This is a genomic window from Rhizobium sp. B21/90, from assembly GCF_019355815.1.
Taxonomy (GTDB): domain Bacteria; phylum Pseudomonadota; class Alphaproteobacteria; order Rhizobiales; family Rhizobiaceae; genus Rhizobium; species Rhizobium rhododendri.
In genome coordinates, this window is sequence record NZ_CP072163.1 from 145,868 (window position 1) to 172,569 (window position 26,702).

Consider the following 26,702-nt stretch of genomic DNA (forward strand, 5'->3'; position numbering starts at 1 on the left):
GCCATGTTGAGAAGCTATCAGATGAGTGGCGGCGATGCCGGGTTCTTTCTGACCCGGCCCATCGCGCTCGTCATGCTGGCCTTGCTGGTCGCGCTGCTGGTCTGGCCCGCAGTCCGCGCTGCCATCTCAAGATCACGACACACGAAGGTCAATAGCAAGACGACTTCATAAGAACCAACGGGAGGAGGACTTTATGATTATTAATCGCAGAACTTTTTTAGGCATTAGTGCGACCGCCTTGGCAACGCCCTACATGATGCGCAACGCTTCCGCTTCCGCTGCCGCTCCGTGGCCGCGCCGTCCTATTTCGATTCTGGTGCCATTCGACGCCGGCGGTAGCGTTGATCGCATGGCGCGTGGCTTTGCGCAATATATGCCAAAATACCTTGGTCAGCCGATGACAGTCGTAGACCGCGCCGGCGCCGGAGGCATGATCGGCACAACTTGGTTTTTGCAGCAGCCCGCTGATGGCTACAACGTCATGCTGACGCCAGCAACACCGTTCATTCCGGTCAATATCCTTGTGACGAAAGCACCGTTTACGCTCGACTCCTTTACCTTCGTCAACGCGCAATGGTCGGACGACACGATCCTGCTTGTTCCAAAAGACAAGCCGTGGAAGACCGCGAAGGAACTCATCGACGCCATTCGCGCAAACCCTGGCACCATCAGCACCGGGGTCGATTTCGGCTCCGTTGGTCACATCACGACCATGGCGCTACTGAGTTCACTTGGATTGAAACCAGATGCGGTCCGCATCGTCACATTTGACGGCGCAGGTGCAATGCGAACGGCACTCGCAGGTGGACAAGTCGACTTCAACATCGGCCAGGCTGAGGGTGCCGACTTTATCCGAGAGTTTATCCGACCCTTGGCAGTGTTTCTCGATCATCGCCGGCCCGACTTCGATGCGCCGCCGATCAACGAAGTTCTGAAGGAATACAATACCTCTGTGCCGATCATCCCCGGTTCGGTGCGAACGTTTGTTTTTCCGGCGGCCTTCAAGACGAAGCATTCGGCCGATTACGACAAATTCATCACCGCGTAGAAGGCGACCATGGCGGACGAGGGTTTCAAGAAATTCCTGATCGACAACAAGATGGGCGACGATTGGGTCGGTGAAGAAGAGACAACGAAATTGATGCATGCAAGCTTTGATATTCTCAAACAGTACAAAGACTTGATTCAACCGTAAGGTTGGCCGGCCTTGTCTTGACGGACTGGCTCACGGCGGGGCGTTCCTGACGAGGGATGCCCCGCATCACTGTCTGATTGGCCGCTCCAATGGCCGCCACTTTCCAATTCCCAAGGAGCTGAATTCCATGGAACTGCGCCAGAACACGATGACCGGAGCGCGACTGCTGGTGAACGCACTGGTAACGCAAGGTGTTGACAGGGTTTTCTGTGTGCCCGGTGAAAGCTATCTTGGCGTGCTGGACGGTTTGGCGGATGTGCAGGATGTCATCCAGACCATCACCTGCCGGCATGAAGGCGGTGCTGCAATGATGGCCGAGGCGGATGGAAAACTGACCGGCCGGCCCGGGATTTGCATGGTAACGCGCGGGCCGGGAGCGACCAATGCCAGTGCAGGCGTCCACGTGGCCTTTCAGGATTCCACGCCGCTTATTCTGTTCATCGGTCAGGTCGGCAATGACGTCATGGAGCGCGAAGGCTTTCAGGAGATCGACTACCGGCGGATGTTTGGCCAGATGGCCAAATGGGTGGCGCAGATCGACCACGCAGACAGAGTTCATGAATTCGTTGGGCGCGCTTTTGCCGTGGCGACGTCCGGCCGCCCCGGCCCGGTCGTCTTGGCGTTGCCGGAAGACATGCTAGTTGCGGAAGCACCCCAGCCGGCGACCAAGCGCGTACGCCCCTTTGAGATATCACCATCCGTTGCCCAGATGCAGGATTTTTCCGGGATGATTTCCGCTGCGGAAAAGCCCGTGATTGTCATTGGCGGCAGTCGGTGGAGCGAACCCGCCAAACGTGCCGTTGAGGAGTTCGCCGAACGGAATGCGCTTCCTGTCATCGCGGCTTTCCGGCGCCAGGATAAGTTCGACAACGATCACCCCTGCTATATCGGCGAGATCGGCCTCGGCGTGAACCCCGCCTTGCGCAAGACTATTGATGACGCAGACCTTGTCATCCTGTTGGGAACGCGAATGGGGGAAGTTGCGTCCAGCGGATATGCGATGCTCGACGTGCCCTCGCCCCGTCAGAAACTCATTCACATTCACGCCTCGGCCGACGAACTCGGTCGGGTGTACGCGCCCGATCTGTCAATCAACGCTACGCCGCAAGGCTTTTCGTCGATGCTTTCAGCCTTGCCGCTTCTGAAACATAACACTTGGCCAGAGCGCACTGCAGCGGCGCGAAGCCAGTACGAAGCGTGGCAGCTTCCAAAGCCGGTCCCGGGCGCGTTCAATCTCGGCGAGGCAATCCTGTGGCTGCGGGATTACCTCGGAGAGGACGCCATCCTGACAAACGGCGCCGGCAATTTTTCGGCCTGGCTTCACCGCTTCCATCGCCACCGGCGTATCGGCACGCAATTGGCGCCGACAAGCGGCTCCATGGGATATGGCGTTCCTGCTGCCGTTGCAGCCAAGCTGCGCTTCGCCGACCGCCAGGTCGTCTGCATCGCCGGCGACGGTGATTTCATGATGACCGGTCAGGAACTGGCGACCGCCATTCAGTACAAGATCGCGCCCATCTTCGTTGTGGTGGACAACGGCATGCTTGGAACGATCCGCATGCATCAGGAGAGCCGATTTCCCTCGCGGCCGATGGCGACGGATCTCGTCAACCCCGACTTCGTGCTGCTTGCTAGGGCTTACGGCGCGCACGCGGAATATGTCGAGCGGACCGAGGATTTCACCGCTGCTTTCCAGCGGGCCGAGGCGGCCGGGCGGGTTGCGCTCATTCACGTCAAGGTCGATCCCGATGCATTGACGGCCAATCGTTCCCTGACGCAAATACGGAATGCCGCGCTCGGAACATGATGCAGATGGCGATTAAATCATCCGGCGGGAAATAAGACATTGGAAACACGAAAATTTGTGCCGCTGATCGTGGCGTGTGCCATCATTATGCAACAGGTCGATTCGACGGCAATCACCACCGCATTGCCGTCGATGGCCAAAGCTCTGAATGTTTCCGCGCTCAGTCTTCACTCGACGATTACCGTTTATCTGCTGGCGCTCGGCATCTTTCTGCCGATCAGTGGCTGGCTCGCGGATCGCTTTGGCGCCAGACAGCTGTTCATTGCCGCCATCGGTATCTTCACGCTCGCTTCGTTGCTGTGCGCGGCAACGAGCAGCCTGACGACATTGGTAATCGCGCGGCTGATTCAAGGTTTCGGTGGCGCGCTCATGCTGCCAACAGCTCGCCTCATCATCGTGAGATCAGTGCCGCGCACCGAATTGGTTTCTGCCATGCTGTTGATGAGCATGCCTGCTGTCATAGGGCCGACCATCGGTCCACTCATCGGGGGATTTATCGTCAGTATCAGTTCCTGGCGCTGGATATTCTGGATCAATCTTCCCTTTGGCATTCTCGGGATACTGCTAACGTGGCTGTTTATCGAAACCATTCCACTTGGCGATCGGAAGCCATTCGATTTTATCGGATTTGTCCTTTCAGGCTGCGGCATCGGGGCCGTCATCCTCGGCTTTGATCTTTTCTCTGACGGTAGGGGTTTCGCCTCGCTTCTGCTTGCAGCCGTAGGCATGCTGTTGCTCGTCGCATACATGCTTTATGCCCGAAACCGAAGGGATCCCATCCTCGATCTGACGCTGTTTCGCTATCCAACGTTCCGATCTAGCCTGTTGGGAGGCTCGCTGTTCCGTATGGGCTTTGGGGCAATACCTTTCATGTTACCTCTCATGATGCAGGAGGTATTTGGTTACAGCCCGCTGCAATCGGGCGTTGTCACGTTCGTATCGGCCATAGGCGCCTTTGGCATGCGAACAATCACGAAGCGCATCTTGCACCGTTTCGGCTTTCGCAGAGTTCTGTGCTGGAATGCAATCATTGCCAGCGCCTCCATAGGTCTTTGTGCTCTTTTCACGCCAATGACCGCACTAGCGTTGATGATGCTCGTCATTCTGCTCGGGGGCGTGTTCCGGGCATTGCAGTTCTCAAGCATCAACACCCTGGCTTTTGCAGATGTCGAATCGTCCGAGATGAGTCACGCCACAACATTATCACAGATGGCACAGCGGTTGGCTCAAAGCATGGGCGTGGCAGGCGCCGCAGCAATGCTCAGCATTTTCTCCGACCAGTCAGGCGGTCTGACTGGTTCAGCGTTCTCAAAATCTTTCGTTATCGTTGCTGTTTTCTCAGCCCTATCGTTTTTCTCGTTCTCTATGATACCGAGAAGAGCAGGTGACCTTCTCGCCGGGCGAGCTAGTTGACGGCGGAAAGACTGGTGTTCAATAACTTTGCTCGGAAATACGCTGCATCAATCACGCATTCGCCAATGTATCCGGATACGCTCGGGCATCCAACTCACTTGCGCTTGATTGGATTCGAACCTGCGGCACCTCACCCAAGAAATGTGATGGCGACCCGATTAGTGTGCGACTTGAGGGGATTGCAACTTCTGGTGCCAAGATTGTAGCAGACCAGACAAAATCAAGCAGGTGCATGGCAACTCATGCTTCTGCCGCCACCGGCAACAGAAGCATGAGTGGATGAATAGGCGTGGCGACGACCTATCGTAACTATTAAGACTTTAAGCGCGTCAAGGGCTCAGCCTTGTTTTGGTTGTTCCCAAAGATTCAGCGACTGGCCAATGTCTCTCCTCATCGCATTTTCGTAAAGCTCGTACCCCCAGCTAATATCGAATACAGCCATGCCGCAGGCGATGAAAATAATGCGATCGTCCGCCGCTTCGCGACCGGACTTTTGGCCGTTTACGACATCACCCATTCCTGTGGACTCATGTAGCTGTGGCAGCTTAGCGGCGTCTATTAGGCGATAGAATGGGCCGCCGATGACCCCGCTATAGTAGGCCTCCTTGTCGCCTGATCCGATCGCGTCTTCGACGTAGGCCTCATGGAGAGGGGTATGATCGTATACAATCTTGCAACTGGTCAGGAAAGATTCGTCAGTGTTGACTGGGCCAGAAACGAGGATTGTTGCTCCCTTCTTGATCCACCTGTCTTCAAAGAATAGCGGTTTGAGGCGAGAGGCCGCGACCGTAATGACATCCGCGTCGCGGAAACCGGCCTCCGCATTGTCAACTCCGATGGCTGGTATCCCATATTGCTGACTTACCCAGCTGGCAAACTCGTTGGCCCTTTCGAGGAAGAGGTCGAAACAGATAACCTTCTCGATCGACTTCATCTGAGTCATCATTGCAACGAAGCAGGCCTTGTTGATAGGGCCACAGCCGACAACCGAAGCGACCTTAGAATTCGGATTTGCTAGATGCTTTGCGGCGACGCCCGGCACGCCGCCGGTCCTGGCCGCGCTTAGAAGGTTTGCCGACATCAGCGCGAGCGGTGCGCCCGTTTCCTTGTCATTGAGCATCATCGTCAGAATCGAGCGCGGCAATCCCTTGCCGGCATTCGCATGGTTGGAGCCGTACCATTTGTTACCGCAGACATCGAAGCGTCCACCGAGATAGCCTGGCATGGCAGCGAAGCGGCGGTCGGGGCCGGCTACCGGCATGTTTGGGAAACGTGTCTGCTTCGGAAACATGATATTCAGGCCGTGACTGTTGTGATTGGCACCACCCATGAGGTAGTCGCCTTCACCCAGCAGGCTGAAGGTCTCTTCGCAGACGCGAACGCATTCTGCCGCGTTGAGAACGCCAGCTTCGATCATGTCAGGTTCGGAAAGATAGAGAAAATCAATTCTGGGATACATGTTATTGCCTTGAACTCGGAGTTAAGCGCTTGCTGTCTGAAGGTTTGAACTTGACGCTTTTGCAAAGCGGAGAAGCGGTGAGATGTCGAAGAGCCGGCAGCCGGGACTGCGGGCATTGGCGCGCATCAGGAAGTTGAGCTTTTCGATGCGTTCGCCAGAGCGCGGCGCGCCGTTCTTCTGGAACGGCACCTGCAGGCCAACGGAAAAGTCCATGACCACGTCGTCAACGACACCGCCCGAGCGGCCCGACGGCACGGCAATCATCCCGTGATCTGTAGCGAAGCGGTAAGCATCCATGGCTTCCGTGATGGTACCGACTTGGTTCGGCTTGAGGATAAATCCCTCGACGGCGCGCGTCTGATGGGCACGGCGTAGCAGCGGCAGGCTTGTCACAGTCAGGTCGTCGCCGAGGACCAGCGTGCGCGGCAGCGCCTTGACGGCACGACTATAGCCGTCCCAATCGTTTTCATCGAGAAGGTCCTCGATGAAGACGAAATCGAAGGTTTCTGTCAGGCCCTTGACGTAGGCGATCAACGCATCGGCCGAAACACGTTCGCCCTTGAGCAGGTAGGTGTCGCTATTCTTGTCGTACATTTCGCTGGAGGCGCAATCGAGAGCAAACGCGACGCGACCGGCATAACCGCAGGCATCGATGGCCTTCTTCATTAGCGAAAGGACGATCGCTGGATCGTCGGAGGGCGCGGCGTAGCCATAGGAGCTTGCCACCTGAGGCATGTGGCCAAGATAGTCCGTGAGAATATCGGCGAGCTTGTGGAAGATCGCCACCGCCATCTCGATCGACGTGTCGATGCTGTCAGTGCCGTATGGCACGATCATAAATTCGTTGAACGGCTGCACCATGTTCTCATAGCGGCCGCCGTTGATGACGTTGAAGCAAGGCACAGGTACGGTCTTGAGGTCGCCACCGGCAATATGCCGGTAAAGAGGCATGCCGCGCGACGCCGCCGCCGCCCGGAACACGGCGATCGATGCGGAGTAGATCGTATTGCCGCCGAGATTGTGCTTGTCCGGCGTGCCGTCCAGCGAAATCATAGTCTCGTCAATCGCGCGCTGGTGGAAGACGTTCATGCCGATCAGGGCGGGACGAATAATCTCCAGCGCCTTCTCGACCGCGTTGTGAACGCCCAGTCCCTTATAGGAGGTCGGGTCGCCGTCGCGTAGCACGAATGCCTCGTGCATGCCGACGGAAGTGCCTGTCGGCGCGGCGCCGAGCCCTATGGACCCACTTTCCGTCCGGACCTCGATTTCGATGGCCGGACGGCATTTGCAGTCGATGATCTGTTGGGCGTGAAGGGAAACGATCTTGTCTTCCATTTTAGTTCTGACCCTTTGCTTCCGGAACGTACATGATCGTGAGATCGCACAAATTGGTGCCGGTATTGCCGGTGAAGACGGCCGACGAGACCGGCTGCAGCGCTTCGAAGCAGCTGTGCTCGCGAAGACTGTGGAAGAGGTTGATGCCTTTGGCCGCCGCGGCGCCCATTGTGGTCGAATCAGCAATCCCGCCGGCCACCTTCGTCGTGCCATCCGTGCCCTCGCTGTCGATGGACAGGAGGCAGGCGCCCTGCGTCTTTGCCGCGGTGATGGCGAAGCTGACGGCCATCTCCTGGCCGGGGCCACCATGGCCTCGGATCAGCGAGCTGTCTTCGATCAGCGTCGTCACCTCGCCTGAACTCAGCAACACGCATGGCGCCTTGATCGGATTGCCATAGGTTTGGATTTCGCGCGCCATCGCGGCAAAGAAGGTTCCGGCATCGCGTGCCTCGCCTTCGAGGAAGGACGAGACGATCATCGCCGGAATGCCCATCTCGTCGCAGATTTCCTTGGCGTAGATGCAGGAATCGGGGAGCGTGTTCAGCAGGAAATAGGTGTTGTCCGGAAACGCCTTGGGCGTCTCTGCTTCCGGCCCGGCATTCATCAGATGATTGACGATCGTTTTCGGCAGGCGATCGGCCAGATTGCGGTTGTTGATGGTGGCGCGGGCATCGTCCAGCGTCGTCGCATCCGGTCCGATCGGCGTGCTCTTGTAGGCGGCGTAGGGGACAGATATGTCGGCCGTCGCCGGATTGCCGACCGCATCGCTGATACCGAAGCCAATAAGTTCGGCGCCGACGTCCTGGATGCGCTTGGCAAGCATGCCGCCGTTCAGCGCTGATATGTGACGGCGAACAGCATTGATCTCATAGATTCCGGCGCCCGATTTCAGAAGAACATCGGTGGCATCGATCTCGTCCTGCAGCGAAATGCCATCGATCGGGCAGGACATCAATGCGGAGCTTCCGCCACTGATGACGCAGAGGAAGAGGTCGTCAGGCCCGGCCTGATCAATGATCTCGATGATCTTGCGCGATGCCCGGTGACCCTCTTCGTTGGGCAGCGGGTGGCCGCCGATAAAAACTTCGGTGCGATGAAAGCGGTCTGCCTCTTCCGCGACCTTGACGATCGCGATTCCCTTGGTCAGGTGGTCGCCGAGTACATGATCGACGGCCATGGCCATGTGATTGCAAGCCTTGCCGGCACCGAATAGATAGACGTTCCGCTTTTTAGAAAGGTCCCACGAGGCGGCGCCGATGTGGAGGACACTGCCCTCCATGCGCATGATCGCCCGCATGCGCTTGTAGCTGTCGAGCCGATCCAGTGTTCGGTCGGCGATCTCGAGGACGATCCGCCTTGAGGCGACGTCACCTCGCGAACATACCTCCTCAGAGTTCCTGATTTTTTTCATGACGAATCCGCTTTGTCTGGTTGAGGTGCCTGAGCCCACCCATTCTATAGAAATTGGCCAATGTCGATTGTCGCCAATTTCAGACCGTATGGGTTTGCTTGCAGAGTGCTCGTTCGAGGTTGAGATAGAGGCGTTCGCCGTGTTCGGCTCACAATCCGCTGTCGCTATCTCGAGATGGACCGTGGCTAGTCGATACGCTGACCATCCGCTCCGAAGAAATGAAGATGCGCTGCGGGCAGTTTGACGCGCAGCTTGGATGGTGCTGCCAGGACCATCTCGTTCTGAGTGAAGATTTTGAACGGCACATCGTGGAGCTTCAGGTGAAGGATGAAACCGAGGCCGGTCGGTTCGACAAGATCAACATCCACCTCGAGGCTGGCCTCAGGGTCGAGGATAACGCTTTCAGGCCGGATGCCGACCGTGAGTTTCGAGCCGGCCGGAAGCGGCAATGGCTTTTGAATTGGCAGCGCCGTTCCGTCCTTGAGGACGACGCAACCGCCGTCATTCAACGAGTAGGTCGCGTCCATGAAATTCATGCCTGGCGATCCGATGAAGCTGGCGACGAACAGGTTGGCGGGCCGCCGGTAAAGATCGAGAGGGCTGCCGACCTGCTGCACCCTGCCCTCGTTCATCGCCACGATGCGATCGGCCAGCGTCATTGCCTCGATCTGGTCGTGGGTGACGTAGACGGACGTTGCCTTCAACTCCTTGTGAAGGCGCTTGATTTCCGACCGCATCTGTTCGCGCAGGCGGGCGTCAAGGTTCGAAAGCGGCTCGTCGAACAGAAAGGCCGCCGGATCACGGACGATCGCTCTTCCCATGGCGACGCGCTGTCTTTGGCCGCCTGACAGTGCCTTGGGCCGACGATCCAGAAGTGCCGTCAGGCCAAGGACTTCGGCCGCGCCGGCGACAGCCTGGGCGATCGCGTCCTTCGGGCGCTTGCGCAGCTTCAGGCTGTAGCTCATGTTGTCGGCGACCGACATATGCGGATAAAGCGCATAGGACTGGAAAACCATGGCTATGTTGCGGCTCTTGGGTGCAAGATCATTGACGCGCGTGCCGCCGATCTTGATCTCTCCATCGGAGACATCCTCCAGCCCGGCGATCATCCGCAGCAAGGTGGATTTGCCACAGCCGGAAGGACCGACAAGCACGATGAACTCGCCATTCTCGATGGAAAGGTTGATTTCGTGAAGGACAGTGTGGTGGCCGTACGATTTACGGACGGCGTCGATGGTGATGGATGACATGTTCTAATTCTTTCAGCCTTTGACGGCGCCTGCAGTAAGGCCCTGGACGAGGAAGCGTTGAATGGCGAAGAAGAAGATCCCGACCGGAACGAGTGCCATCACGGAGGCAGCCATCATCTGGCCGAAGTCCACCGAGAACTTTGACACGAAGGTCAGGAGGCCGACCGGGAATGTCGATACCGACCCTTGCGAGATGAGCATCAGGGCGAGCAGCAACTCGCTCCAGGCAGCCGTGAAGACGAAGCCCAGGGTCGCGGCGATCCCCGGCAAGGTTAGCGGCAGGATGATGTGACGGAATGCCGTGAAGCGCGTCGCACCATCGATCATCGCGGCTTCCTCCAGATCCTGCGGCACGCCGTCGAAGAAGGACTGCATCAGGAAGGTGGCGAAGGGAATGTTGAAAGCGCTGTAGACAATGATAAGGCCAAAAAGACTGTTAGTTAGGCCCAGCGTCGAATACATCTTGAAGATCGGAGCAATCAGCATAGCCAGGGGAAACATCTGGGTCAGCAGCATCAGGGCGAGCATGGCGGCTTTGCCTCGAAAGGTGAAGCGCGACATTGCGTAGCCCGCAAGTGACGCGAGGACGGTAACCACAAATGCCGTCCCCAGCGATACGATAAGGCTGTTTTTGAAGAAGATCGGGAAATCGCTGTTGGTCAGCACATAGGCGTAGTGCTCGAACGTTGCCCGAGAGGGCCACAAACGAACGCCTTCGGAATAAAGGAGGTTGGTCGGCGTGACCGAGACCTTGATAAGCCAGTAGATCGGAAACAGGGCGAAGATCAGGTACGGCAGGAGCGCCAGCCTGTGCAGGAGGGTGAGGAGGAGCTTGGGTGTCTTCATTGTCAGTGACCTTTCAACAAGCTCTTCCGCAACACCATGATCAGTGCGGCGTAGATGAACAGCAGCAGCACCAGCACCACCGCGACGGCTGAGGCGTAACCAAAATCCAGCTGTTTGAACGCGATGGTGAAGATGTAGCTCGACAGGATTTGTGTGTGGTCAGCCGGTCCGCCATTTGTCATGACGACGATCAGATCGGCGAAGTTCGCGACCCAGATCGTTCGAAGAAGCACGGTGATCAGAATGGTGGGTGCCAGGAACGGCACGGTGATCGAGAAAAACCTCTGGATCGGCGAAGCGCCATCGATGGCGGCGGCCTCATAGAGATCGCGAGGAATGGACTGGAGGGCGGCAAGCAAGGTTATCGCGAAGAAGGGTATCCCGCCCCAAACGTTGGCGATGATCGGTCCCCACATTGCGGTCGCCGGATCGGAAAGGATGTTCTTGGGTTCCGACAGCAGGCCCAGCGCGCTCATCCAGTGCGGCAGCGGGCCGACCACCGGATTGAACAGCCATGCCCAGGTCAGGCCCATCAGCAGCGAAGGAACGGCCCAGGGCAGGAAAATCAGGGCCTGGGCAAGGCCACGGCCGAAAAATGGCTTGTCGAGCAGAAGCGCCAGAAAGAGTCCGAACATAAACTGCAGAACGACGGAGGCCGCCGTCCACCAGATCGTATTGAACAGAGCCCCATAGAAGATCTTGTCTCCAAGAATTTCACTGAAGTGTTGGAGCCCTATGTAGCCGCCGGAAAACGGATTGAGGATCTGCACGTCCTGAAAGGCGTAGGAAACGCCAAGTGCGAGAGGAACCAGGATGAGCGCGATAATCAGCAACACTGATGGTGCGGTGTAGAGATATGGCTCTATCATACGGCTCAGCCGCATGGACAATGGCGGCGTTCGACCGTTCGAGAACTGGGACGTCATGCGGATAACCTTTCTGAATGGCATCCTCATCGTGGCGGCTGGGTGCTGCGCTGGGAGTGCGCCGCCGCCTTGCCGCCACGACTTTGGAGCCGGAACGGAACCAAGGCAAGTACGTGTGCCCTGTCCCCATTCATGGTCGATCATCGAGCTTATTTAGTGGACAGGAACTTCTTCTCGGCTTTGGTCATGTAGTCCGCCCACTGATCTGCCATCGCATCACCAGAGATTTCGCCAAGCAAGGCTTGCTGCGACGTCTTGAGCGTCAGCACGTCCTTGAAGTAGGCAAACTCCTGCAAATACGTGGGCATCCGCATCGGCGTCATGTTCGGGTCTGCAAGCTCGTCGAACCAGCCCTTGAACTGGGGCGAAGCATAGAAGGGATCCTTCTGGGCCGACTTCAAAACCGGCAGAGTGCCGACCCGCTTGTTCCACTCCATGTTGCCCTCTGGGCCTTCAAGCGTGGAGAGCAGCTTCCAGGCGAAATCCTTGTTCTCGCTTTTGGCCATCATCGACCAGCCGACGTAACCGATCGTCGGGAAAGCCTTGCCGTCTGAACCCTTTGGCATGGAAGTCACGCCGAAATCCTCAGGCTTCATTCGATCCGCGATTGCGATGAGAGCGTCCGGATCCTGGTCCAGCATCGCGCAGGTGCCGGAATAGAAGCCGGCGACGACTTCGTTGAAACCCCAATTGACGCTGTCCTTCGGAGCAAGACCCTTCTTGTAGTAATCGACGAGGAAATTCAGGCCCTTTTTCCAGCCTGCATCGTTCAACGTCGAGACGCCATCCTTCGTGAAGAAATCGGATGAGCCGGCGTTGGAGGCACCAAACATCATCCAGCCGTTGAGGCCGCCAGGACCGCCACGCAGGCAATAGCCGGACTTGCCGGTCTTCTCGACAATCTTCTTGGAGACGTCGAGGAACTCATCCATGGTCTTCGGCGGCTCGCTCACACCCGCCTGAGCGAAAAGCTTCTTGTTGTAGAACATCGCCCGCAGATAAAGGCCGTATGGCAGCGTGTAGGCGGTGTTCTTGACATCGCGGCCCAGTGCAAGCGCCTGTTCGGTGAGATCGGACGTGTACTGCCACTTGGCAAGGTATGGCTCAAGGTTCTCGAGCTGGCCGTTGTTTGCGTAAAGCGACAGCCAATTGTCAGGCATTTCGACGATGTCCGGCACATCGCCTGCCGAAACCATGGTCGCAAACTTCTGGAATGCTTCACTCCAGGGCAGCGAGGTGATCTCGACTGTCGTTCCCGGGTTGGCCGCCTCGAACTTCGAGACGATGGACTTCAATGTGACGGTCCGTTCCGGACTTGTCAGGACTTCAACAATCTTAAGCTTCGTATCCGCGAACGCGGTGCTGGCCAACAACGACATTGCGGCCACAAGAATTAACCGTTTCATGCAATCCCCTTTTATTAGTATGATCTAAGCATGCTTGATGGCCAGGGGTCTCCAGGACATCTGAAAACTTTGTAAAGACGATTGGCGACAATTGTCAATCGACAATCTTGCGCATATTTATAAATCCGCTTATGCATTTGCTAGCGGGCCTCACCACGCCGGGCCCGCCACTGAAACAGCAAGCAGGATAGAATTATGAAGCTACTGCCTCTTACAGTCCGCGGCGCCTCCTTTCGCGATAGCGCAGGCCGAGAAGCTCTGTTAAGGGGCGTCAATCTTGGTGGCGATTGCAAATTCCCCTATCCCCACGGTGGCACCAATTACCCGTCAGATTTTTCCGACCATCGGACTGTCAGCTTCATTGGTCGGCCTTTTCCTCTGGAGGACGCCGACGAGCATCTTGGCAGGTTGAGGCACTGGGGGTTCAACGTGCTTCGCCTGCTGACCACATGGGAAGCGGTCGAGCATGAAGGCCCGGGCATCTATGACGAGGCCTATCTGGATTATTTCACAGCCCTTTGCCGCAAGGCCGGAGAATACGGGCTGTATGTCTTTGTCGACTTTCACGAAGATGCCTGGAGCCGCATGACGGGCGGTAGTGGCGCTCCAGGCTGGGTGTTCGAAGCTGTTGGACTTGATTTCACCCAGTTCCACCCGGCGGGCCTGTCGCACGTCATGCAGCTGAAATACGATTACGCCCTGGGCGGTCGGCAGGACAGTTATCCCCAGATGACCTGGGGCTCCAACCATCGGCTTTCGCCCGGTGGCATCATGTGGACCCTGTTCTTCACGGGGCGGCTCTTTACGCCGGACTTTCTAATCGGCGGCGTCAACGTTCAGGATTTCCTGCAGTCGCACTACATCGGCGCCATGAAGGCGGTCGCAGCGCGGGTCGCCGACTTCCCGAACGTGTTGGGCTTCGACACGTTGAACGAGCCCGTGCCCGGCTGGATCGGCAAGCAGATCAGCTATCGCCATTTGCGGCCCACTGCCGACAATCCCTCCAACCCGCGCATCGGCCTGGCTCTGTCGCCACTCGACAATCTGCTGGCCGCACAGGGAATCCCGATATCGGTTCCGCGCATCCTGCGCGACCCTGACACAGGTGCGTTTTCGGTCGGCGATGAGGAGATCATCAATCCCGACGGCATATCGATCTGGCTGCCGGGAAAAGCCTGCCCGTTCGAGGCTGCCGGCGCCTATACGGTGAAAGATGGCAAGGTTACCGCGATCGATGAAGATTTCTTCTGCGGTAGCAAGATCCGCCCGGTGAGTGCCGCCGAAGAAGCCTATGCACCGCTTTTCGACGGGGTTTCAGAGGCCATACAGGCCTTCAATCCGTCGTGGGCAGTGTTTGCCGAACTAGAGCCATACAGCATCTATGTCGGCGGTCCCTTCCCTAAGACCATGCCATCGCATTCGGTAAATGCCAGCCACTGGTACGACAGCTCGACGCTGTACACCAAGAGCTTCAATGCCGAGCAAGCCTATGACTTCACCACGCGCCAGATACTTTATGGCCGCGAAGCGATCAAAGCCAGCTATTTGAAACAAATGCAGGACATCGCCGATCTGTCCAAGACTTTAGGGCCCGATGGCGCTCCAACGCTGATTGGCGAATTCGGTATCCCGTTTGACCTCGATGGCGCGGCCGCATACCAAGCTTGGGAAAAAGGCGATCGAAGCAGCGCTCCCTGGCAGCAGCACATCGATGCATTGACGCTGACATATGAAGCGTTTGATGAACTGAAGCTGCATGGCACGCTGTGGAACTATACGGCGTCGAATCGCAACGCCTTGGAGATCGGCGATGGCTGGAACCAAGAGGATCTTTCGATCTACTCAGTTGACCAACGGGAAAATCCCGAGGATCCGAACTCGGGCGGTCGGGCCGTCGAGGGTTTCTGCCGCCCCTTCGTGCGCTTTGCGCAGGGAAATCTGATTGGACTGTCTTTCGCCGCCGACCAGCGTGTTTTCCATGCGGAGATCGAGGTCAACGGTGACATCGAGGCGGACAGCGAAATATATCTTCCGCGGCTCCATTTCGGCAACCAGCCAATCATCGAAACGAACGGCCCGTCGGCAAGCGTCGTCTACGACAGCGCGACACAATGCGCACTGATCCGCGCCGCACACGGATTGCTGCAAATCCGGGTGAAGCCCGAAACCAACTTGTAACACCGGGGCAGGTGTCGCAAGAAAGAGATAGTCATATCAGCCCGTTCGCGTCACTGAGACCGGGGATCGTGGAGGAGACAAATTCGATGGCACTGCGTTCTATTTCGCCGATCGTGAAGATGCCTATCGAGGTGCAGGCAACGGATGCCCTGCGCGACGCCATCGTCAATGGTGGCATCGCGCCGGGCGAACGCATCACGGAGCTCCAGCTATCGGAAGAAATGGGTCTGTCCCGGGCGACATTGCGCAGCGCTCTGCACCAGCTTGCCAAAGAAGGTCTGATGACCCTCATTCCCTACACAGGCTGGAGTGTCATCAGCATGACCTCCGTCGATGTCTGGGAACTTTACACGTTACGATCGGCTGTAGAGCGGCTCGCAGCCCAACTCGTCGCAAGAGCGATTGACGATCGTGGCACGAACGTCGTCCAGACCGCCTTCGCAAGCCTCGTCACCGCCTGTGAAACGGCGAACGGCAGTGCGATTGCCGCTGCGGACTTTGCCCTTCACAAAGCCATCATAGAACTGACCGGACATCATCGTTTGATAGCGCAATATGGCCTTATCGAGCAGCAGATACGGATATCAATCCGGTCCAGTGACGCGCTGATCGCCAGCGGCCACGAAATTATCGAGCAGCATAGACCGATCGTCGATGCCATCCTCGGCAAAAATCCGGAGCTGGCTGGGGCGCTCTCGGAGCAACATAACCTTACCGAGGGGCAGAAATTATCGGATCATCTCCGGTCGCGGGAGGAGACAACACCTCCAGCCGGCGAGCGGAAGCAGTTCATACGCGAACGGTAGAGCCCGTTCGACCATCCCAGACGGCAACGTCGTTGGCGTTCTTTCAAAGGAAATGCACGTGGATTTTGAGGATAGCACTCTCCAGCAAGCTTCCCGCATCGTCGCCCATGATGCGGCCCACGCTTACGATGCCGTGGTCCCGCCCATTGTGCAGACTTCGCTGTTCACATTCTCCAGCTATGAAGAAATGGTCTCGACATATCGCGGAGAGCTAAGCCGTCCTGTTTATACGCGAGGCCTCAACCCGACGGTTCGTGCCTTCGAAGACATGCTGGCAAAGCTGGAAGGTGCCGAGGACGCGCTCGGTTTCGCCAGTGGAATGGCGGCGATTGCCTCCACGGTCTTGTCTTTCGTCAAGCCCGGAGACCGGATCGTCGCAGTGCGACATATCTATCCCGATGCATTTCGGCTTTTCGGCACCTTGCTGGCCCGCATGAACGTCGCGGTGGACTATGTGGATGGGCGCGACCTCAGCGCAGTCCGCAAAGCTTTACCTGGAGCCAAACTGTTTTACATGGAAAGCCCGACGAGCTGGATCATGGAAACGCATGATGTCGGCGCACTCGCGGCGCAGGCCCGCGAATTCGGGGTTCTGACGGTCATCGACAACAGCTGGGCCACCCCGATCTTTCAGCAGCCGTTATCGCTCGGAGTGGATCTGGTTCTTCACTCGGCCTCCAAGTATCTCGGTGGCCACAGCGACGTCGTCGCCGGTGTCGTTGCCGGTTCCAGCGAACTCGTCGGGCGTATCCGTTCAGAAGCCTATCCCTATCTCGGAGGCAAGCTGTCGCCGTTCGACGCGTGGCTCATCCTCAGAGGCTTGCGCACCTTGCCAATCCGCATGAAGGCGCACGAGTCCTCGGCAGTCACCATTGCCCAACGGTTGCAAGCGCATGCGCATGTGGAGCAAGTCTATCATCCCGCCTTAGCCGGGGGCTTGCCGGCCGGTCTGACGGGCACATCAGGGCTGTTTTCGCTTGTTTTCAAGGAAAGCATCGATGTCAGCATGTTTTGCAATGCGCTCAAGTATTTCAAGCTTGGCGTCAGTTGGGGCGGCCATGAAAGTCTGGTCGTGCCGGCGGAAGTCGTCCTTCAGCAAAAAGCACTACCGAACTCAGCCCAAACTTTCGGCATCAATCCGCGGTCCGTTCGCCTGCACGTTGGGCTTGAAGGCACCGAGACGCTCTGGGCTGATCTCGAAAACGCAATCGCGACCGCGGCAGCCTGACCCGGATGGCGTCACCTGCTCTGCATCCGACAGCATAGGTACTTCGACAAGATCTCGAACTAGGGCCTTCTCGGCCAAAAGGCTGGAGCATCCATATGGCAAACTCGCTCAATCACCCTCCACTGTCGCCATATAGTGGGCCGAACCAACCCGACCTCGATACCGAGGAAATCTGCGCCGCCCGCGTCGATCTGGCGGCCTGCTTCAGAATGGCGGCGCGATATGACATGGAGGAAGGCATATGCAACCATTTCTCGGCTGTCGTACCCGGTTACGACGACCTGTTCATTGTTAATCCGTATGGGTTTGCCTTCAATGAACTGACAGCATCGATGCTGCTCATCTGTGACTTCCATGGCAATGTGATCTCCGGCAATGGCGCACCTGAGGCTACTGCCTTCTTCATTCATGCACGAATCCACAAGAATATCCCGCGGGCCAAAGCCGCTTTCCATACCCACATGCCCTACGCGACGGCGCTTTGCATGACCGAAGGCGACCCTCTGATTTTTGCAGGCCAGACGGCATTGAAATTCTACGGGAGAACGGCGGTCGACAGCGCCTATAACGGATTGGCCCTCGACGTCCGCGAGGGAGACCGCATAGCCGGCGCAATCGGCGATGCCGATATTGTCTTCATGAAGCATCATGGCGTCATGGTGTGCGCGCCCAATATCGCTGAAGCATGGGACGACCTGTATTACCTGGAGCGAGCATGTGAAGTGCAAACGCTGGCGCTCTCGACCGGACGGAAGGTCGAGCCGGTAGCTCCGGATATCGCGCAGGCCGCCTATCAACAGATGCGAGAAGGCGATCCGGAATCAGCCAGATTGCATCTGGAGTCGATTAAACGGACTCTGACAAGAGAGGAACCACAGTTCAGGGAATGAAGTTGGGTGCGAAGAGAATAACTCGCCGCCGTCATTTGCCCCAACAAGGTGTGATTTCGAACCTCCGGCTCGCCCGATCAAACCCAGCCGCTTTGATGGAACGCGAACCTCTGGTACCAATCGCAACCGGAAATGATTTCCGCGTACGGCCATTTCCGGGCTCCGACGCCTTGATACGATCTGCACCCTTGACCACTCACGCTGTGAGACGTTTTCCGAGCAATATCATTGAGTTGGCGCGTAAAGACGATTTATAGAACTGGCCTTCATGCTGGTCCGATCGATAACGGCACTTTAAGGGCTGCTCAAAAACAAACTCTCATAGATCCCACGTAGCGTACCACATGAGGCGAGACGTGCGTTAAAGATGGGGTGAGTTGGTTGCATCAACGCGTAAAGCTCACGGATTTCACCATCAGTTCCCTGATTGCTTCTTCCATTCCTCGTAGCGCGGCTTTCATTCGGCGTTGGCGTGGATCTCAGGGATGTCGGTCAAATTCGTGCCTTGTCCTTCTTCCGGACGTCCATCACGCGTCGGTCTGGTCAGCGGAGACTATCGAAGGTTCTGGCGAATCAGCTTCGCTCCTCGACCTCGAAACCGCGGACCATTTAGCCCCTATAACAGCAATCAACGCCTCAGCATCGTATGGTTTTCCCAGAACACCCGATTCAACTTCATTTTTGACGCTGGAGGTGTCGCCCGTCGCAAACACGATGGCCGCTGAAGGGCGCAGATTTCGAGCGCGGTCGGCCAATTCAAGACCGGAGGCACCCGGCAGATTGACATCGGTGACGAGCACATCGAACGGCACAGTTTCGAGCGCGGCCATCGCTTCTTCAGCACTGCCGGCTTCAACGACGATGTAGCCGGCATCCTGCAAAATCTCCGAGGTGTTCATGCGGATCAACGCGTCATCCTCGACCAGCAGAACCGTCAGCTGTGAAGTCACCAGCGGCGAAGCCTTGTTGACGACCTGGGCGGTCTGTGTTTGCGTGGTTGGTTGCGTCTCTGCTCCCGCTGACACAGCCCTTTGCTTGTCATTTCCCAGCAACGACCGGAATTTTCGCGCAAGCGCCTCACGCGTATAAGGTTTTGACAGCAGGTCGACGCCAGCATCGAGCTTGCCGCCGTGAACGATCGAGTTCTCGGTATAACCCGACGTGAACAGCACGGCGATGTTGGGCAGCCGCGCGCGGGCCTTGCGAGCCAGCTCCGGGCTTTTCAGCGTTCCGGGCATAACGACGTCGGTAAACAGAATGTCGATGGGAATGCCGCTTTCGATCACGTTGAGAGCACTCGATGCATCGACCGATTTCAAGACGCAGTAACCCAAGTCAGAAAGCATCGCGACGACCGTCTCACGGACCGCATCGTCGTCCTCGACCACAAGAACCGTTTCCGTACCGCCTGAGATCGGACCGGTATCGATGGCGACCTCGACGTCTTCGGACTGCAGGGCACGCGGCAGGTAGAGTTTGATCGTCGTCCCCTCGCCAACCTCGGAATAGATTTTGACGTGACCACCCGACTGCTTGACGAAACCGTAGACCATCGACAGCCCAAGCCCGGAACCCTTGCCCTCGGCCTTGGTCGAGAAGAACGGTTCAAAGACCTTTTCAATGATATCGGGCGACATGCCGGAACCGGTGTCGCTCACCGCAAGCATGACATATTGGCCGGGCGTTACTTCCTCGTGGGAAAGCGCATAGGCATCGTCGAGATGGGCGTTGGCCAGCTCGATCGTCAGCTTGCCTCGTCCGTTCATGGCATCGCGAGCGTTGATCGCAAGATTTAGCAAAGCATTCTCGACCTGTGCGGAATCGATGAATGTATTCCAGAGACCGCCGGTGACGACGGTTTCCACCTCTATCGCCTCGCCTATCGCCCGGCGCAGCATGTCGTCCATGCCGCGCACGAACCGGCTGACATTGACGACCTTCGGCTCAAGCGCCTGGCGCCGCCCGAAGGCGAGCAACTGGCTGGCCAGCTTCGAGCCGCGCGAAACGCCAGCCATCGCATTCGCAACCCGCGTTTCGGCACGCTGATTACCGGCAATATCCTTGACAAGCAGTTGCAGATTACCCGAGACGACCTGAAGCAGATTGTTAAAGTCGTGGGCGACGCCGCCGGTCAGTTTGCCGACGGTCTCCATCTTCTGCGACTGGGCGAGCTTTGCTTCGGCCTGACGCCGCTCGTCAATTTCGGCAATGACCCTGGCCTCTAGATTTTCATTGACGTGGCGCAGCTGTGCTTCGGCTCGCTCACGATGACGCACCTGACGCGCAAGTGCTTCGGCCTGCTCGCGCAAGGCGGCTTCTGCTGCACGCTGGTGGGTGATGTCGGTATGCACGCCGACCCACTCGATGATTTCGCCAGCCGTATCCAGAATGGGCAGGCCTCGGATAGCATATTCCCGCCAGGCACCATCGTGACGCATCACCCGGTGCTCATGAACGAACATGCTTTTAGCTGCGACAGCCGCCTGCCAGGCTTCGACCGTGGCGGCAACGTCACCTGGATGCACGGCGCTAGACCAGCCATAGCCTTGATATTCTTCCGGCGTTTGGCCGGTCAATGTCGCCCAGCCATGCTGTTCACCGATCATTCGGCCGTCGGCGCTATTGGTCCACAAAACGCCATGCACCGCATCCATGGCGGTGCGAAACCGGCCATTGCTGGCGGCCAAGGCCGCTTCACGCTGAGCACGCTCCTGAACATCAATGCCGAGAATATGCACGCCCGGGACTGAACCATCTGGCTCGATATGTGGCACATAGCGAACCTCTACTTGGCGCACGCCACCATCGCTGTGCGGTAGCTCAGTTTCAGAAACAATCGCTTCCCCGGCGAGAGCCCGCACAATAGATTCCCTGCGTTCTTCATAAGCAATCTGGCCGATGACATCGCGCACATGGTGACCGATCATGGTCTCTGGTTCAGCGCCGAACCAGTCTCGATAGGCGCCATTGGCAAAGCGATAGACGTGATCCCGATCAACATAGGAGATCAGCATCGGTACGGCATCTGTCACCCTGCGCAATTCTGCTTCGCGGTCGGCAAGCCGAGCTTCAGCCAACACGCGGGCGCTGGTGTCAACGATAGTGCACATCACGCCACCGACATCGCCATCGCCGTCATAGACCGGCGTGTAGAAGAGATCGAGGTAGAGGGTTTCTGGCCCATGAGCCCGGTTGAAAACGATCGGCTGGTCCCGATGGGACACCGTTTCGCCTCGCAAACCGGCTTCAAGGATGGGGCGATTCCAATCCCAGACTTCCGGGAATGCCGCGGAAACAGGGGTTCCCAGTGCCATCGGATGGCGCTCGCCGGCAATTTCGCGATAGGTATCGTTGTAGATCATGACATGGTGCGGACCCCACATCAGAACCTTGGCAACCGGCGAATTCACGATGTTGGCAACCGTCGTCCGCATCGCGGCGCTCCATCCATCGATGGAGCCGGCGAGACTTTTGCTCCAGTCTTTGGAACGTATAAGTTCGCCGCACTCACCACCGTCGATCAGCCACGGTTTTCCAATCGGAGATGGTGCCACAGCGCCTGCGGCGCGCAAGCTGCACAAAGCAGCGCGGACAACCTCGCTAGCATTGGCGTAGTCGCCTGTTGCCAGGCTGTCGTTGATGAAACCCTCCAATTCAGGGGTCAGCGAAACATTGCGAGATTGACGTTGTGCCATGTCGTCATCTGACAGCAACATTTGACTGTGTCAACAAATGTCATGGTGCAGAGAGACGATTAGCTGAACGTTTGCAAGCGCACATGCTTAGGCACGATCGACTGCAGGCAAACAACATTGAGGATGGACCGTTGATCGATGCAGCCGTCAGTCCCGTAAGTATGGGCCATTACGATGATCTCGCTGTACGCGATGGACAAGCGCAGATGAAAATGGCTTGGGGATAAAGCTAGCATTGTCTGGGATATCGCCTGGCGCTGGGCTGGCCACTCCAGATGCCACGACGACGCAGATGTGCGGCCAGCGCTCATTTACTGGCCGAGCCAACTGGAACCCGTCCAGCTCGCCCGGCATTTGCACGTCGGTGAACAGCAGTTTGAAAGAGGAATGATTCTCCAAGATTTGAAAGGCATGATCCGCCGTCCTTGCCTCAACGACTGCATAGCCTTCCTTGGAGAGGAGGTCGGCCGTGTACATCAGGATTATAGGCTCATCATCAACCACGAGCGAGATTGGTTGCTTGAGAATGTCGAAGTGTGCGTTTTTCATGGGTGGCAAAGCTACTCAATCGCCCATTGTTCTAAAAGCTTATAAAATAGTATTTTTTGGAGGCATCAGCACACCACGAAAAGCTGGAAATGCTATTTTTCCGATATGGGGGCTCAAGAGAACCTAAAGCGCAATGACAAAGGCCGACCTTGCGACCGGGCTTCCGAAATATCATTGATCAGTTCATTTAAAGTTTGTTAAACAGAGCCTCGAGTTGCGAAAAATTCAATTTTTGACCTCAAGGCCATTCGTTTACCGCTAGCATGCTGCTTTACCGGTCGCTACAAGGTCCACGGGGACAATTGCTGCGTCAGATCGCTCGCCCTGAAGGTGCATTGGAACGCGTCCGGCGCGCCGTGACGTGGATCAGGGATTACCCCGACACGCAGCTCCGCATCGATGCCCTTTGCGATGCCAGCGGCATGAGCCGTGCAAGCCTGCATCGCCATTTTCTGGCGATAACCGGTTTCAGTCCTCTCCAGTATCAAAAGCATCTCCGGTTGCAGGAAGCGCGCCAACTGTTGCTGGCGGGCGGCCATCGTGCGTCTAATGCCGCGTTCGCGGTCGGATACGAGAGCGCCTCGCAATTCAGCCGTGAATATCTTCGGCAATTTAGGGCGCCACCTGTGCGGCATGTCCAGGAGACACGTCAAGCGATTGAACGACGAAAGGCGGCTTAGCTTGTTGCGCCTTGACAACATCTGAACTGGCACCGAGCTCAAATGAGCTAAGTGTTTGGTGGATCGGACTTCGCGGCGCAAAGCTGATTTACCGAACTTGTAGAACCATCAGATTTAGGCCGCCGGCATTGTCTTGGCGATCGGACTGGTCAATCAATGATGTCTTGGCAAGCAGGTTGGTGTTATCGGCCGCTTAAACAATATTCTCTATAATTGGTGGTCAGGACATCAGATGGATACGCAATCTGATTGCATGACGCAGGTCCTCAGCTCTTGGCATCTGTGCTGCGGCCTATAGGGCGTTCGCGGCTGGCAATTCCTGAGCATGGCATTGAAATCGCAGAATGCCGGCGTTTCAGGCCGCATTCTCGTTCCAGACATTCCAGGCGGTCCGATGAACAAAAAGCTCGTTGTCATTTCTTTGGTTCTGACCGTCCTATCCGTCTTTTGTCTCTCAGTACTATGGGAATATGGCTTCGAGAAGATAATATCAGAGGCTATCGGCGTTTCGTATCATGAGCAATTCGAAGATGAAGAGAGATGGCGTTTTATTTGGACGACCACCCTTTTCGCAGCTCTTGCGGTCTTGGCGCCCACGGGGTTGTTGCTATGGCTAGAAAGTCGACTTTCTTTGTCGTACGAACAACTGAACCAAGCACGGTGGCTCGCAGAGGATCTGGCAAGAACGGACAGCCTCACCGGCCTGCCAAATCGCCGCGCTTTTTCTGAGGAACTCGCGAAGCTTTCTCACCGTAAGGCGTTTGAATTTTCCGTTTTGATTGTAGATCTTGACGACTTCAAACCTATCAATGATCTTTATGGGCACGCGACCGGCGACGCTGTTTTGATTGCCTTGTCCGAAAAGCTACGAGCGCTGCTTCTTCCAGGTATTTCCATTTCTAGAATTGGGGGCGATGAATTCGGCGTCATTTTAGATCCTAGTCAATCGTTATCCAATTCCGACGAGCTTGCGACCACCTTTCTAGAAACAATGAAACAGCCGCTTCTAACTAATAACCGACAGTTCAATTTGACTGCAACTATTGGCATTTCATCATCACCAGCGGACGGCAAAGATGCTGAAGCAATTCTTCACGCAGCTGATACAGCAATGTATTTTGGAAAACGTACCGGGAGCGGTAGAGCTCATCGATTTAATCAAAGCATGGACGACGACATCCGGGGCAGCGCCGCACTAGTTCAGGATTTGCGCGAGGCCATCGCTGACGGTGACATACGACCGCATTACCAGCCGCTGATGTCACTGCACACCGGCTTGGTGACCGGCTTTGAGGTGCTTGCTCGCTGGTATCGTAAAGATGGTACTATAACGCCACCCGAAAGTTTCATCAGTGTGGTAGAAAAGACAGGCTTGATGGAGGCAATGACGTTCTCGATTTTGCGGCAGACTTGCGTCGATGCTAAAAGGTGGCCATTACATCTAAAAATGGCGGTGAACATATCGCCTTTACAGTTTGCTGATCCTGAGCTTCCTGAAAAGCTGACAACTCTCCTCGACACAGCTAATTTTGCAGCGGAACGAATTGAGATCGAAATTACTGAAAGTGCGCTGATTTCTGACATGGATGCCGCCCTCGCGAACGTTTCCTCACTCAAGAAGCTGGGCATGAAGATTGCTCTTGACGATTTTGGAACTGGTTACTCCAGCCTTGGGCATTTGCGCGAAATCCAGTTTGATAAAATCAAGATTGATCGTTCGTTTGCCACGACGATGCTAAGCTCTCCCAAAAACGCTTCGATCGTCGCAAGCATAATAGAGTTGTGTCACAGTTTAGGGCTAGAGACCGTTGTCGAGGGCGTGGAAACAATTGACCTCATGGATAGGTTGACCTTAATTGGCTGCGAATACGGTCAAGGGTATTTCTTCAGCCGGCCTCTACCAGCGGACGGCGTACAGGCTTACCTCGAAATTTCGCAAGTCCACTTGAAGCGAAATGAGGTGCACGCGGTCTTCTGATCATCTTGCCTTACGCCACTAGAGCGGTTCCCTGACTGATTGAATCTTTGGGGCTTTGCAAATCGGTCCGGGTCTGATTCAAGCTATCTGCCGATGGAGGTCGGCGGATATGTCAAAATTCCTTTCTGTCGATCTGCGCGTTCGTGTTGTTGCTGCGGTTTCTGCTGGTGCAACGCATCGAGAAGCCGCCGAACGTTTCGGTGTGAGTGCCGCAAGCGTCAGTCGCTGGCGAAATTTGCAACTGCGGCAGGGTGATGTGCGGCCTGGCCCGCTTGGCGGGGATCGCAATTCCCGCAAAACCGAGGCGCATGGGGAACAGATCATGACCTGGCTCGCCGAACATCGGGACGGAACCCTGTTTGAACTCCGCGACGCGTTGGCGGAGCAAGGCATCACGATCAGCAAGTCGGCCTTGCACCGCTTCCTTGTCCGGCACGGCCAGACGCGTAAAAAAAGACTGGCCACGCGATAGAGCAGAGCCGGCCCGATGTCTTGGAGCAGCGCCAGCGCTGGTTCGACGACCAATTGGATCTCGATCCCGCCAAGCTCGTCTTTATCGACGAAACCTGGACTGCGACGAACATGGCTCGCAGCCATGGACGCTGCAGGAAGGGAGAGCGCCTGCGAATGGGCTTTCCTCACGGCCACCGCAAGACGACGACGCTGGTGGCGGGTTTGCGCAGCACAGGCATGGTTGCACCGCTCGTGATCGACGGGCCGATAAACGGAGACTGGTTCGAGGCCTATGTCGCACAGGTGCTGGTTCCGACATTGAAGCCTGGCGATGTTGTCATCCTCGACAATCTTTCCAGCCACAAAAGGCCCGCTGCCCGCGCGTTGATCGAGACTGCCGGTGCACGCATGCTTTTCTTGCCGCCCTACAGCCCCGACTTCAACCCTATAGAAAAGGCATTCTCAAAGCTGAAAGCACTCCTGCGCAAGGCGGCAGAACGCACTGTGGCAGGCCTTTGGGACAGGATTGGAAAACTGATCGACCTCATTGAACCTCAAGAAGCCCGAAACTTCTTCACCTCCTGCGGATATGATCCAGAATGAAAGGGAAACGCTCTAATCGTTAGTTCTCTCTTGGAGATATTCATGAGTTGTGGATCCGTGCTGATTGACGCATCGCACGGCTTAGCCTGGCTTGACACAACGATCCAGCTGACTAGCCAAAGAATGAAACAACCTGAAGTAGAGACGTTAGGCGGTTCGTCTTGCGTGAAATCCGCGATTGGGGCGCCGGGGCAGCCCGTCAAGGGTAGTTCGATAGGCGGCTATCAGAAGTAACGACAGATGCGCGGCGACGAGGTCAGTAAACTTCCGCGGGCCATTCCGCTGCGCAGTGGCGCCTGGCGTCGCTACCCGAGAGTTTGCCAACAGCCCAGATTTACGCGCTTTTGGCGTCGTTCCATGCGGATCTGCTATTTGGTCGATGAGTCTATGCCATTGCCAGACGCGTCACCGATCTTGGCCCTCGCTGTGCGGATGTGGTCAAACTGCGCATTGAGGACATCGATTGGCGGAACAGAACAGTCATGATCGCTTGCCCAAAGACGCATTTCATAGACTGCCTGCGTTGCCCGGGGCAATAGCCGAATACCTCAGGTACGAGCGGCCTCAGAAGGTAAGCCAGGCGATGTTCATTCG

20 protein-coding genes and 1 pseudogene are annotated in these 26,702 nt (G+C 56.7%); 12 read left to right on the plus strand and 9 right to left on the minus strand.

Features of this window, described 5'->3' with window-relative positions; all coding sequences use genetic code 11:
• Window positions 1-3: 3 nt before the first annotated feature.
• The 5 genes from J5278_RS18915 (at window position 4) to J5278_RS18935 (ending at window position 4,415) form a co-directional block, all read left to right on the plus strand.
• Window positions 4-171: a hypothetical protein gene (locus J5278_RS18915; protein WP_209186719.1), complete on the plus strand. Its 168-nt coding sequence runs from the start codon at window positions 4-6 to the stop codon at window positions 169-171.
• A 22-nt stretch (window positions 172-193) separates the two neighbouring features.
• Window positions 194-1,048, plus strand: coding sequence for a tripartite tricarboxylate transporter substrate binding protein (locus tag J5278_RS18920; protein ID WP_209186720.1), 855 nt, complete (start codon window positions 194-196; stop codon window positions 1,046-1,048).
• A 9-nt stretch (window positions 1,049-1,057) separates the two neighbouring features.
• Window positions 1,058-1,195, plus strand: coding sequence for a hypothetical protein (locus J5278_RS18925; protein WP_209186721.1), 138 nt, complete (start codon window positions 1,058-1,060; stop codon window positions 1,193-1,195).
• 127 nt (window positions 1,196-1,322) lie between these two features.
• Entirely contained in the window at window positions 1,323-3,002 is a 1,680-nt protein-coding gene (locus J5278_RS18930; RefSeq protein ID WP_209186722.1) for a thiamine pyrophosphate-binding protein, read from the plus strand.
• A gap of 39 nt (window positions 3,003-3,041) precedes the next feature.
• A complete protein-coding gene (locus J5278_RS18935) occupies window positions 3,042-4,415 on the plus strand; it encodes a DHA2 family efflux MFS transporter permease subunit (protein ID WP_209186723.1) in 1,374 nt (457 codons plus the stop codon).
• A gap of 337 nt (window positions 4,416-4,752) precedes the next feature.
• Here J5278_RS18935 and J5278_RS18940 read toward each other — a convergent pair whose 3' ends face one another.
• The 7 genes from J5278_RS18940 to J5278_RS18970 all read right to left on the minus strand — a co-directional run bounded on the left by J5278_RS18940 (window position 4,753) and on the right by J5278_RS18970 (window position 13,048).
• Window positions 4,753-5,874 carry a tyramine oxidase subunit B gene (locus tag J5278_RS18940; protein ID WP_209186724.1) on the minus strand — a complete coding sequence of 374 codons (1,122 nt, stop codon included), beginning with the start codon at window positions 5,872-5,874 and terminating at the stop codon, window positions 4,753-4,755.
• Between the two features lie 21 nt (window positions 5,875-5,895).
• Window positions 5,896-7,209, minus strand: coding sequence for an enolase (locus J5278_RS18945; RefSeq protein WP_209186725.1), 1,314 nt, complete (start codon window positions 7,207-7,209; stop codon window positions 5,896-5,898).
• Window position 7,210: 1 nt separating this feature from the next.
• Complete coding sequence (locus J5278_RS18950; RefSeq protein WP_209186726.1) at window positions 7,211-8,620, minus strand: glycerate kinase; 1,410 nt, start codon at window positions 8,618-8,620, stop codon at window positions 7,211-7,213.
• A gap of 185 nt (window positions 8,621-8,805) precedes the next feature.
• On the minus strand, window positions 8,806-9,870 hold the full coding sequence (locus J5278_RS18955; RefSeq protein WP_209186727.1) for an ABC transporter ATP-binding protein: 1,065 nt from the start codon (window positions 9,868-9,870) through the stop codon (window positions 8,806-8,808).
• 12 nt (window positions 9,871-9,882) lie between these two features.
• Window positions 9,883-10,716, minus strand: coding sequence for a carbohydrate ABC transporter permease (locus J5278_RS18960; RefSeq protein WP_209186728.1), 834 nt, complete (start codon window positions 10,714-10,716; stop codon window positions 9,883-9,885).
• Window positions 10,717-10,718: 2 nt separating this feature from the next.
• A complete protein-coding gene (locus J5278_RS18965; protein WP_209186729.1) occupies window positions 10,719-11,642 on the minus strand; it encodes a carbohydrate ABC transporter permease in 924 nt (307 codons plus the stop codon).
• Between the two features lie 149 nt (window positions 11,643-11,791).
• The gene (locus J5278_RS18970) at window positions 11,792-13,048 is read right to left on the minus strand and encodes a sugar ABC transporter substrate-binding protein (RefSeq protein WP_209186730.1); all 1,257 of its coding nucleotides are present in this window, start codon (window positions 13,046-13,048) and stop codon (window positions 11,792-11,794) included.
• A gap of 195 nt (window positions 13,049-13,243) precedes the next feature.
• On the opposite strand from J5278_RS18970, the gene J5278_RS18975 reads away from it, so the two are divergent.
• The 4 genes from J5278_RS18975 to J5278_RS18990 all read left to right on the plus strand — a co-directional run bounded on the left by J5278_RS18975 (window position 13,244) and on the right by J5278_RS18990 (window position 18,150).
• Window positions 13,244-15,226 carry a cellulase family glycosylhydrolase gene (locus J5278_RS18975; protein WP_209186731.1) on the plus strand — a complete coding sequence of 661 codons (1,983 nt, stop codon included), beginning with the start codon at window positions 13,244-13,246 and terminating at the stop codon, window positions 15,224-15,226.
• Window positions 15,227-15,312: 86 nt separating this feature from the next.
• On the plus strand, window positions 15,313-16,032 hold the full coding sequence (locus J5278_RS18980; RefSeq protein ID WP_209186732.1) for a GntR family transcriptional regulator: 720 nt from the start codon (window positions 15,313-15,315) through the stop codon (window positions 16,030-16,032).
• Window positions 16,033-16,090: 58 nt separating this feature from the next.
• Complete coding sequence (locus tag J5278_RS18985; RefSeq protein WP_257623451.1) at window positions 16,091-17,260, plus strand: PLP-dependent transferase; 1,170 nt, start codon at window positions 16,091-16,093, stop codon at window positions 17,258-17,260.
• 95 nt (window positions 17,261-17,355) lie between these two features.
• On the plus strand, window positions 17,356-18,150 hold the full coding sequence (locus J5278_RS18990) for an aldolase (protein WP_209188236.1): 795 nt from the start codon (window positions 17,356-17,358) through the stop codon (window positions 18,148-18,150).
• A 527-nt stretch (window positions 18,151-18,677) separates the two neighbouring features.
• Here J5278_RS18990 and J5278_RS18995 read toward each other — a convergent pair.
• Entirely contained in the window at window positions 18,678-21,845 is a 3,168-nt protein-coding gene (locus tag J5278_RS18995; protein WP_209185870.1) for a PAS domain-containing protein, read from the minus strand.
• Window positions 21,846-21,992: 147 nt separating this feature from the next.
• Complete coding sequence (locus J5278_RS19000; protein WP_209185869.1) at window positions 21,993-22,394, minus strand: response regulator; 402 nt, start codon at window positions 22,392-22,394, stop codon at window positions 21,993-21,995.
• Window positions 22,395-22,660: 266 nt separating this feature from the next.
• Here J5278_RS19000 and J5278_RS19005 point away from each other — a divergent pair.
• From J5278_RS19005 to J5278_RS19015, 3 genes and pseudogenes are all read left to right on the plus strand, one after another.
• Window positions 22,661-23,074: pseudogene (locus J5278_RS19005) on the plus strand (helix-turn-helix domain-containing protein); the annotation flags it as partial.
• A gap of 325 nt (window positions 23,075-23,399) precedes the next feature.
• Window positions 23,400-25,052 (plus strand): bifunctional diguanylate cyclase/phosphodiesterase, encoded by a 1,653-nt coding sequence (locus J5278_RS19010; RefSeq protein WP_209185868.1) that lies wholly within the window; start codon window positions 23,400-23,402, stop codon window positions 25,050-25,052.
• 109 nt (window positions 25,053-25,161) lie between these two features.
• A protein-coding gene (locus J5278_RS19015; RefSeq protein WP_209186540.1) for an IS630 family transposase occupies window positions 25,162-26,108 on the plus strand; the annotation gives its coding sequence in 2 pieces (ribosomal slippage) (window positions 25,162-25,501 and window positions 25,501-26,108; 948 coding nt in all).
• The last annotated feature ends 594 nt before the right edge of the window (window positions 26,109-26,702 follow it).

Coding starts and splice junctions, on each gene's coding strand:
- J5278_RS18955 (WP_209186727.1), bottom strand. CDS start 9,870: ATGTCATCCATCACCATCGACGCCGTCCGTAAATCGTACGGCCACCAC.
- J5278_RS18925 (WP_209186721.1), top strand. CDS start 1,058: ATGGCGGACGAGGGTTTCAAGAAATTCCTGATCGACAACAAGATGGGC.
- J5278_RS18945 (WP_209186725.1), bottom strand. CDS start 7,209: ATGGAAGACAAGATCGTTTCCCTTCACGCCCAACAGATCATCGACTGC.
- J5278_RS19010 (WP_209185868.1), top strand. CDS start 23,400: ATGGCATTGAAATCGCAGAATGCCGGCGTTTCAGGCCGCATTCTCGTT.
- J5278_RS18990 (WP_209188236.1), top strand. CDS start 17,356: ATGGCAAACTCGCTCAATCACCCTCCACTGTCGCCATATAGTGGGCCG.
- J5278_RS18980 (WP_209186732.1), top strand. CDS start 15,313: ATGGCACTGCGTTCTATTTCGCCGATCGTGAAGATGCCTATCGAGGTG.
- J5278_RS18965 (WP_209186729.1), bottom strand. CDS start 11,642: ATGACGTCCCAGTTCTCGAACGGTCGAACGCCGCCATTGTCCATGCGG.
- J5278_RS18915 (WP_209186719.1), top strand. CDS start 4: ATGTTGAGAAGCTATCAGATGAGTGGCGGCGATGCCGGGTTCTTTCTG.
- J5278_RS18920 (WP_209186720.1), top strand. CDS start 194: ATGATTATTAATCGCAGAACTTTTTTAGGCATTAGTGCGACCGCCTTG.
- J5278_RS18960 (WP_209186728.1), bottom strand. CDS start 10,716: ATGAAGACACCCAAGCTCCTCCTCACCCTCCTGCACAGGCTGGCGCTC.
- J5278_RS19000 (WP_209185869.1), bottom strand. CDS start 22,394: ATGAAAAACGCACACTTCGACATTCTCAAGCAACCAATCTCGCTCGTG.
- J5278_RS18970 (WP_209186730.1), bottom strand. CDS start 13,048: ATGAAACGGTTAATTCTTGTGGCCGCAATGTCGTTGTTGGCCAGCACC.
- J5278_RS18940 (WP_209186724.1), bottom strand. CDS start 5,874: ATGTATCCCAGAATTGATTTTCTCTATCTTTCCGAACCTGACATGATC.
- J5278_RS18995 (WP_209185870.1), bottom strand. CDS start 21,845: ATGGCACAACGTCAATCTCGCAATGTTTCGCTGACCCCTGAATTGGAG.
- J5278_RS18950 (WP_209186726.1), bottom strand. CDS start 8,620: ATGAAAAAAATCAGGAACTCTGAGGAGGTATGTTCGCGAGGTGACGTC.
- J5278_RS18930 (WP_209186722.1), top strand. CDS start 1,323: ATGGAACTGCGCCAGAACACGATGACCGGAGCGCGACTGCTGGTGAAC.
- J5278_RS18975 (WP_209186731.1), top strand. CDS start 13,244: ATGAAGCTACTGCCTCTTACAGTCCGCGGCGCCTCCTTTCGCGATAGC.